This window comes from Flavitalea flava (assembly GCF_054461575.1).
Genome location: NZ_JBTLQH010000084.1, coordinates 1 through 10261 on the forward strand (window position 1 = coordinate 1; position 10261 = coordinate 10261).

A 10261-nucleotide genomic window follows, 5' to 3' on the forward strand; every position below is an offset into this window, starting at 1 on the left:
GCATACGAACACCAGGACGTTCCTTTTGAGAAAGTAGTGGAGACCCTGGTCCGTGAAAGGGATATGAGCAGAAGCCCCTTATTCGATGTTTTGTTTGTAGGGCAGAATAATGCCCGCAATATGATGGAGAATGATAACCAGGAGGATCTTGATATATCACCGGCGAGAATAGATCATCATACTGCGAAATTTGATCTGACATTCACCTTGCTCGAAGGAGCAGAAGGCTGGGAAGGCAGTATAGAATTTTGTACTGATCTCTACCGGAAAGAGAGGATCTGCCGGATGGCCTCACATTATAAAGAGCTGCTTGGCGCTATTGTCCGGCAACCTTTTAAGAACATCACTACGTTACCCTTTCTGACGGTAAACGAACGCCGGCAGTTGCTGGAGGAATTTAATGGTATCCGGGATGAATACCCGGCAGATAAGACTATCCTGGATTTGTTCGAAGCCCGGGCGGCCAGTATGCCGGATGCGGTGGCCCTGATATACGGGGATGCACAGCTAACCTACGGGGAGTTGGATCAACGGTCTAACCAACTGGCTCATTACCTGCAACACAAAGGAGTGGGGCCGGAAAGCCTGGTGGCCATCTGTATAGAACGTTCGCTGGATATGGTGATGGGAATATGGGGGATCCTCAAGGCGGGAGCAGCCTATGTGCCTATCGATCCGACCTATCCCACCGACCGTATCCAATATATGCTGGCCGATACCGGGGTTACAGTGGCTATCAGCAGTACCGCTAAAAAATCCAAACTGACTGCCGGAAAGATTACCGAGCTCATAGATCTGGATGAAGCGTGGATGATAATAGGCAAAGAGAAAAAAGACAGAGAACCTGCCGGGGAGCTGGCGTTTTCGGTGAAGCCGGATCAACCTGCGTATGTGATCTATACCTCGGGATCGACAGGGAGCCCTAAAGGGGTAATGATAACCCATCGAAACCTGATGAATTTTATAGCAGGTATGAATAAGGTGCTGACACCCGGATCGGATGATCATCTGTTGGCGGTCACCTCCATCGGATTCGATATATCAGTCCTGGAAATTTGCTGGACACTGATCCGGGGAATCAAGGTGACGATCAAGGAAGATTCGCAGGTGAATAATTTTGACAGGTATGTAACCGATAGAAAAGAAATCGAAATGGATTTCAGCCTGTTCTATTTTGCGAGTCAGGGAAATACAGATCAAAAAAATAAATACGAATTTTTATTACGATCGGTTGCATTTGCCGATAAGAATGAATTTTCGGGAATTTGGTTGCCGGAAAGACATTTCCATGAATTTGGCGGGATCTTCCCTAATCCGTCGGTCCTGGGCGCGGGGATGGCAACCATTACGCAAAATATAGAAATTCGGTCGGGAAGCGTAGTGCTCCCCTTGCACGATGTGATCAGGGTTGCCGAAGAATGGTCGGTCGTCGATAATTTATCCAATGGAAGGGTATCCTTATCGATCGCGTCAGGGTGGCATGCGGACGATTTTGTGTTGATGCCGGAGAATTTTGCCCAACGGCATTCCTGCATGTACAAACAAATTCAGGAGTTGAAGGAGTTATGGAAAGGGGCAGGGGTAAAAAGGGTAAACGGGCATGAGAAAGAAATCGAAGTGAAAATATTTCCCCGTCCTGTCCGGCCGGATCTGCCGATATGGATCACGGCCGCCGGAAGCGCTGAAACCTTCAGAAGTGCGGGAACAATCGGAGCGAATATTCTTACCCATTTGCTGGCACAGGATATTGAAGAGCTGAAAAAGAATATAACAATTTATAAACAGGCTCTTAAAGAAAATGGCTATCCCGTTAAGGAGGCTAAAATCGCCTTAATGCTTCACGCCTATCTCGGAGAAGACCTGGATAAGGTAAAATCGGAAGTCAGGAAACCTTTCAAATCCTATCTCGGATCCAGCATCAGTCTTATAAAAAATCTTGCCAGGAGCCTGAATATACAAACGGAGGATATAGACGAAAAGACCATCGACGAATTGCTGGAAATTGCCTTTGAACGATATTGGCAAACCGATGCCTTGTTAGGGACCATAGAAAGTTGTAAAGCCCTGGTTCAAAAGGTGGCAGCCATCGGGGTCACAGAAATTGCCTGTTTAATCGATTTCGGTGTAGGGGATAAGGAAGCATTGGACGCCTTGCATTATTTGAACGAATTCAGAAAATTATTCCGTCATTCCGTTTTGAAGAGCAAGGATAAAATTGCGCCAATATCAGCCCTGCAGATCACACCGTCTTATCTGAATGTACTATTAGAGGACGGAGGTTCGTTATTGTTCCTCAAAGAGCTGAAGTATATTATTATCGGTGGAGAAAAGCTTCCGCCTGGCCTGCTGAAAAAATTGCAGGCCATCTCGGAGGCAACTGTCACCAATGTTTATGGACCTACCGAAACTACCATATGGTCCGCTACCAAAGAGATAAATGATCCGGAAGAGATTACTATCGGTAAACCGATTTTAAATACGGCTATTTATATATTAGATAGTTATGGCAATTTATGCCCGGTAGGAGTACCTGGTGAGTTATGCATCGGAGGGGATGGAGTAGCCAGGGGATATGTAAACAAAGTCGCGCTAACTGAAGAGAAATTTATTCGGAATCCTTTTGGGAATGACCCGGTTAGCAGGATCTACCGGACCGGAGATCTCGCTTGGTGGCTGGACAACGGGGAACTGGTCATTGCGGGAAGGAATGATGACCAGGTAAAAATCAGGGGATACCGGATCGAGCCGGGAGAGGTCGAATATTTTATAGGTCTGTGCAGGGGTATTAAAAGAAATCTTGTTACCGTAAAGGAAAGCGGGTCAGGCGATAAGTTTTTGGTGGCCTATCTGGAAGTGGAACCGGGTTTTGATAAATCCCTCCTGCATAATCAGTTGAAGGAAAGCCTGCCTGAATATATGATCCCTGCGCAATTCGTGGAGTTAACTCAATTTCCCTTAACCCCTAACGGAAAGATCAATAGAAAGGCCCTGCCCGACCCGGTTATCAAACAGGAGGAGGGGAACCTTCTTATTCCACCCGGGACCGAAATGGAATATAGATTATTGCCTATATGGAAAAATTTGCTTGGAGCGGAACAAATAAGTGTCAGAGATAATTTTTTTGAGCTGGGAGGACATTCTTTGCTTGCGATCCGGGTAATCTCTGCCATCCGTAAGGAGCTTGAAATCGAAGTTTCTGTCGGTGAAATATTTGGCCACCCCACCATCGAGTCTCTTGGTGCAGTATTGGCCGGCAGGGAAAAAATCAGAATACTTCCACCGGTCGTACCCCAAATCAGGCATGAACGGATACCCTTATCCTTTAGCCAGGAGAGATTGTGGTTCCTTGACCAGTTGGAAGGAAGCGTCCAGTATAATATTCCGGTCGTATTACGTCTAAAAGGGGAACTGCATAAAGAGGCGCTTAATTATGCCCTGCAAAAAATTGTTGACCGTCATGAAATATTGAGGACGGTAATCGCACAGGAAGAGGGAAAAGCTTACCAGTACGCCCTGGAATCAAAGAGCTGGTCGTTGGCAGTTGTTTCGGATCCTGTTTATGAGGAAGAACCGGCTGCCTTATCCGGATATGTGGATATGTTGATCAGGAAACCCTTTGATTTGTCTGCCGATCATAAAATCAGGGTACACCTGATCAAGTTACAGACGGAAGAGCATTTGCTGGTGATCGTTGTACATCATATTGCTTCTGATGGTTGGTCAGGAAGGATCATGATAAAAGAGTTCGTCGAATTTTATGCTTCCTATACCGAAGGCCGCCCTGCCGGAGTAATGACGTTGCCGATTCAATATGCTGATTATGCAATATGGCAGCGGAATTATTTGAAAGGCGATATCCTGAACCGGAAGATCGGTTACTGGCAGAATCAACTGGAAGGCGTTACTCCATTGAAGCTCCCAACTGATTTTCCCAGGAAGCAGGTACAGAGCTCCAAAGGCTCATCTCTGTCCTTCGTGGTGAATAAAGAATTAACGGATGCGCTTTTAAGCTTTAGCAAGCGGGAAGGGGTTACCTTGTTCATGACCCTGTTATCGGTTTACAAGGTATTGTTGTTCCGGTATAGCGGTCAGTCGGATATAAGTGTGGGAACCGCAGTAGCTGGCAGACAACAGGTTGAGGTCGAGGGACTGGTAGGCTTTTTTACCAATACCCTGGTTCTTCGTTCAAATGTGAACGAAAGCATTAGTTTCAGCGATCTCTTGCAACAGGTAAAACAAATGACATTGGCAGCCTTTGAAAACCAGGAAGCGCCTTTTGAAAAAGTGGTCGAGGCGGTTGTAAAAGAACGGGATATGAACAGAAGTCCCTTGTTCCAGGTAATGTTCGATTTGCAAAACAAGGACAAGGTCAGAGACGGAGAAAGTTTCAGATTGGGTTGGCTGGAGGTATTGTCCGAAACGGCAGTTCATGGGCTCTCCAAATACGAGCTTAGTTTTTCGGTTGTCGAGCATTCGATGGGCATGCGGGTCCATATGGAATATGACACTGACTTGTATAGGGAGGATACGATCATCCGTATGGGTAAACATTATGAAATGTTATTAGGATCAGTAACAGAGGATTCAATGCAGTTGGTGGGTAATTTATCCTTGATGACCGGTGAAGATAAAAAGCAGGTTTTATATCAGTTTAACGAAAACGGTATGATCCGCATTCCGGATCAAACCGTTGCAGATCTTTTCAAGGAACAGGTGCTGCGAAACCCGGGTGCCATCGCCTTGATCTGGGACAGGGAAGAAATGACTTTCGGGGAATTGGATTCCCGTTCGAACCGATTGAGTCGTTATTTGCGGCGACAAGGAGTGGGAAGGGATAGCCTGGTTGCGATATGTATCGGTCGTTCCCCAGATATGATTGTTGGAATTCTGGGAATCCTGAAGGCAGGCGGCACTTATGTACCGATCGATCCGGAATTGCCTGCTGACCGGATCTCTTATATTTTGCAGGATACGGGCGCAGGTATTATCGTAAGCGACCGGATCTGCCTGTCCGGTCTGCCTGCGGACCATAAGGCTGTTGTTATCCTGCTGGACGTGGATTGGACTAAAATAAAAACAGAATCCGATCTTCCTGTTCATATTGATACCGAACCAACGGATCTTGCTTATGTGCTGTATACTTCAGGTTCTTCGGGGAGGCCCAAGGGCGTAATGGTCGAACACCGAAGTCTTATTAATTACCTGGTGAACAGCAAGACCCGATATATAGACGCAGAGGAATCGGGAAATCCGGCCAGTTATATCCATCTTTCCTATACGTTTGATGCAGCGCTGACAGCTCTTTTCATGCCCCTGATCCAGGGGAAACCAATCGTGATCGGGACCGGGGATCCTAGGGAACCATTCAGGGACGATTCCTTCCTGAAACATGGGCCTTATGATTTTATTAAATTGACCCCGGCTCATTTGCCTTTACTGGAAATGTCGATGCGTTCCTCCGGAGCCATTAACCTGACAAAAAGATTGGTAGTGGGGGGCGAGGCTTTACCATTGAGTCATATCGCTTTTTGGTCAGGGACAGGAATAGAAATAGTGAATGAATATGGCCCGACCGAAGCTACTGTTGGATGCAGCGTTTTCCGTATTTACAATAGAGAGCACGAGATCCTTGAGGATAGAAAAAGCATTCCTATTGGCAAACCCATCGATAACGTACAGCTTTATATTTTGGATAAGTATTCCAAACCTGTCCCGGTAGGTGTTACCGGTGAGCTGTGCATTGGAGGAATAGGCCTGGCCCGGGGATATTTGAACCAGCCCGAAATGACAGCAGATCGTTTTATTGCCAATTCTTTCAATGATGAGCCGGAGTCAAGACTTTACAGATCGGGCGATCTGTGCCGTTGGCTGCCTGATGGAAATATAGAATTTTTAGGAAGGGTGGATGAACAGGTTAAGATCCGTGGCTACCGGATCGAATTGGGCGAGATTGAACGTGTATTGGAGGAAAGTGGACAGGTACGTCAGGTCGCGGTATTGGTCAATGAAGATAAGCTGGGGAATAAACGGTTAATTGGCTATATAGTGCCTCAAAAAGAATTTGACCGGGAAGGCATTACTTCTTTTTTAAAAAGCAAGCTTCCGGATTATATGATCCCGGCTTATTTGATCGAACTGGACACATTCCCTTTGACCTCCAATGGAAAGATAGACAGAAAGAGATTTCCGGATCCCGTTGCCGTTATTCCCTTTGACCAGGCCTATACCGCACCGCGTCTTCAAATGGAAATGGACCTGGCAGGAATCTGGAAGGACCTGCTTGATGTTGACCGGGTTGGTATCCACGATAATTTTTTTGGGCTTGGGGGAGATTCGATCATAACGATACAGGTGGTGAGCAGGGCACGCAGGCTGGGTTACAACAGCTTAAAGGTTGGGGATTTGTTTGAATACCAGACCATATCCGGCCTTGCTGAAGCTCTTATTGAACGCGATGGTTGCAGGAAGGGTGTAACTAATACGGAAGAAATTCCCCTGGATGGACAATGTGGCCTGTTGCCGATCCAGCAAGCCTTTCTGGAACAGGACAATCATCAGGTATCCCATTATAATCAAAGTGTGCTTCTGAGCATACAAAAATCGGTAACGGCAGAAGAACTGACTGAAGCAGTGCAGGGCTTGCTGCATCATCATGATGCGCTCAGGTTCCGTTATCACAATGGACTATCAGGTTGGAAGCAGGAATATATGGCCTGGTCAGCCGAACAATCGGCTTTCGTCCGGGAAAAATCAGGATCCTCGTCGGAGATAACAGAGCGGGCGCAGTTTTATCAGCGAAGTCTGGACATCCTGAAAGGGGAACTGATGCGGGTGGTGCTTTTCTGCACGGAGGCCAGTGAGGAATATAACCGGTTGCTGATCGTGATCCACCATCTTGCGGTTGACGGTGTGTCCTGGCGGATCCTGCTGGAAGACATGGAGTTGCTGCTCTCCACGAGGAGAAGTACGGAGCCTGCAGTACAGGACTGGATGCGCCTGGGGAAAAAGAGCCATTCTTATCGCGCCTGGTTCGAATCATTGGAGCAATATGGCGGAAGCGAAAGGGCGCTTGGTCAGCTGGGTTATTGGGAATCGGTTGCAAACAGGTACATGCCATTGCCTGTGGATAAGGACTACCAAGGCCTGGTTCATCAAAAAGATATCCTCCTCTTCCGGACCACACTGAATGAAGACCAAACTCAGCGGTTATTGCACCAGGTAACTCAGGCCTATCATACGGAGATCAATGACTTGTTGCTGGGAGCCTTGGGAAGAACGTTAAATGAATGGAGCGGACTGGACCAGGTAGTTATCGGGCTTGAGGGGCATGGAAGGGAAGATATAGGGGGTGTAGATATAAGCAGGACGGTAGGATGGTTTGCAAGTGTTTATCCGGTCCTGTTAAAAACCGGAATCGGTCAGTCTGAATCTGCCTTAATCAGGGATGTTAAAGAGCGATTACGGAAAATACCGGATAAAGGCCTGGGATATGGGGTACTGAAATTTTTGATAAAGGCTCCTGGTTTGCAAGGCAATCAACCTTGGGATATTCTTTTCAATTATATGGGGCAACTGGATAATATGGTGAACAGGAGTGAATGGTTCAGCGGAGCACAGGAACGATTGGGGGATCCGGTGAACGAAGACAGGCTCGTTCCGGAGAAACTTACCATTAACTGCATGGTAATTAGAGGAGAGCTGATTCTGCATTGGGGATATAGCAGTCTCCATTTCAGGGAAGAAACCATCCGGCGTCTGGCAGACCGGTACCAGGCAGAGTTGGAGAAACTGATCGACCATTGTATCGGTCAGAGGAACGGGGATGTAGAATATACGACTTCCGAATTTGGAGGGCTCGCCAATGTCAGTCACGAAGAGATGGACAGCTTTCTAAGCGGAGACGATTCTGAATTGAGCAATATCATAGAGTTCTAAAATCGAAGGTGATGGAAATTACAGCATTCCTGGAGAAACTTAAAAGCCTGGGCTTTTCATTGGTTATAGAAAAGGATAAGGTCGTCCTGAAAGGCGATAAGAAAAGATTATCCCCGGAAAAAATATTATCTATAAAGAACAACCAGGAAATCATCCGTTTTATTAAGGAAAATAAAACCGGGATACTGGCGCATCTTTCGCCTTCAAATGGACATTCAGGGAGTAAGCGGGCTAAAAATATATCTGCTATTTACCCCTTAAGCGGGTTGCAGCAGGGAATGTTGTTCCATGGATTGTTTAATGAGCATTCTGGTATATATGTGGAACAGTTTAGCTGTACGCTTATTCACCTTGATATAGAGGCGTTCAGAAAAAGCTGGGATCATTTGCTGAAACAGCATAGTATTTTGCGGAGCGGATTTTATTATGATGCCTTTCAAATGCCTGTTCAATGTGTTTACAGGAAAGCGACGATACCGATCGATGAACAGGATTACAGCCACCTGAATTCCGTAGCGTTGGAAGAAAGGATACTGGACTATGAAATCGCAGACCGGCGGAAAGGGTTTGATTTCAGGAAGGCCCCTCTCATGCGTATCGGACTTTTGGGATTGGGAGAAGACCGATACAGGATGTTGTGGACTCACCATCATTTATTGCTGGATGGATGGTCGGTACAGGTCCTCATGGAGGAATTGCTGGGTAGTTATGATCGTTTGGTAAATGGAGAGGTGATACCCGAAGCACCGGAGGACAGGTATGAGGATTATATCCGTTATATCGAAGGAAAAGGAAATGGTAAAGAAGAGGAATATTGGAAAAATTACCTGTCAGGTGTAACCGAAAATACGCTCCTTCCTTTTGTTTCATCAACACCTGCTCTGAACAAAGGCGGGGGTGAATACAGGGAAGTGGTCCTTCGGTTGGATCCAGATACGACAGGCAGGATGGTGAAGATGGCCCAGGATCAACGGTTGACGCTAAATACCATAATGCAAGGCGTCTGGACCTGTCTTCTGCATCAGTATACCGGGAATGCCAATGTTGTTTTTGGCGTTACGGTATCCGGGCGGCCTGAAGAATTGGCCAGCGTGGAAAAGCGGGTAGGAATGTATATTAATACGCTTCCCTTTCACAACAGGCTGGATAAGGAAAGGAAGATTATTGATTGGTTGCAGCATTTGCAAATAGAACAAGCCCGATGCAGGCAATATCAATATACGCCTCTCTCTTCTATTCAACGATGGGCAGGCTTGCCTGGCGATCTTTTCGATTCGCTGCTGGTGTTCGAGAATTATCCGATCAGTAAAATAACCGGTGCTCTTCGCCGCACGCTGGAAATTGCCGATATCCGGATGCATGAACAAAGCAATTATCCTTTAACTATTGGTATAGAGGCAGGGGAAGAGATGATTGTCCGGTTCAGCTACAATGCGGATCTGCTTACCGAGGCCATTGTCAGACAAATAAGCGGCCATTTCGAACGCGTTCTGCTACAATTTACAAATGAGAACGTTGTTACCTGCACACTGCAGGATATTGACATGCTGACGACTCCGGAGCGTGAGTCGATACTGTCTTTTGGAGGGAATACCCCTTCGGTTATTGGGGAAGCCGGAAATTCGTGGCAGGCCCGGTTAGGGGATCAATATGAGGTACGTAAGGGGCAAAGGGCTATCCGGTGTAAAGGGAAGGAAATAAGTTACGGGGAGCTTGGTCAGTTAACGGCTAAGTTATCGTTTTATATACAGGATCATCTTCAGGTGGTTGCCGGCGAGCGGGTGGTTGTGCTGTTGGATCGTTCGGAATGGACGGTGATCACACTGCTGGCGTTGTTGCGGACAGGGCTGGTGTATGTACCGGTGGATCCTGCTTATCCGGCGGAGCGGATCCGTTATATACTGGAGCAAAGCGAGCCCTCGCTGGTGATCACGGAGGGGGTTTATAGCGGAATGGTGGAGGGTCTTGGATACCGGGTGCTGCAGGCAGACCTGCTGGCTGGCTTATTGGAAGACCTCGTCCCATCGGGCAAGGAGGAGGAGATCGGCAGGGAGCAGGCGGCCTATATAATCTATACCTCGGGATCAACGGGCCAACCGAAGGGGGTGGTAGTTACGCATGGGAACCTGGATCATTTTTTTGGACAGCTCTATGGCCGTTATATGGGGCAGAGCGCTATGGGTGCCCCGGATGTGTGGGAGGGTGCGGTGATGCCGTTGCTGGCCTCGAGCGCTTTTGACATTTCGTTGTTCCAGTTATTGTTTCCGCTGGTAAGCGGAGGCACGATCGTGGTGGTGGAAAAAGAGGTGGTACAGGATATGGCGGC

At 47.3% G+C, this 10261-nt stretch carries 2 protein-coding genes; both read left to right on the top strand.

Features of this window, described 5'->3' with window-relative positions; all coding sequences use genetic code 11:
- Positions 1-7935 (top strand): amino acid adenylation domain-containing protein (locus ACX0G9_RS30915; RefSeq protein WP_459068860.1); only part of this gene is annotated, 7935 nt, incomplete at its 5' end.
- An 11-nt stretch (positions 7936-7946) separates the two neighbouring features.
- Positions 7947-10261: condensation domain-containing protein (locus tag ACX0G9_RS30920; RefSeq protein WP_459068861.1), on the top strand; the 2315-nt coding region annotated here is incomplete at its 3' end.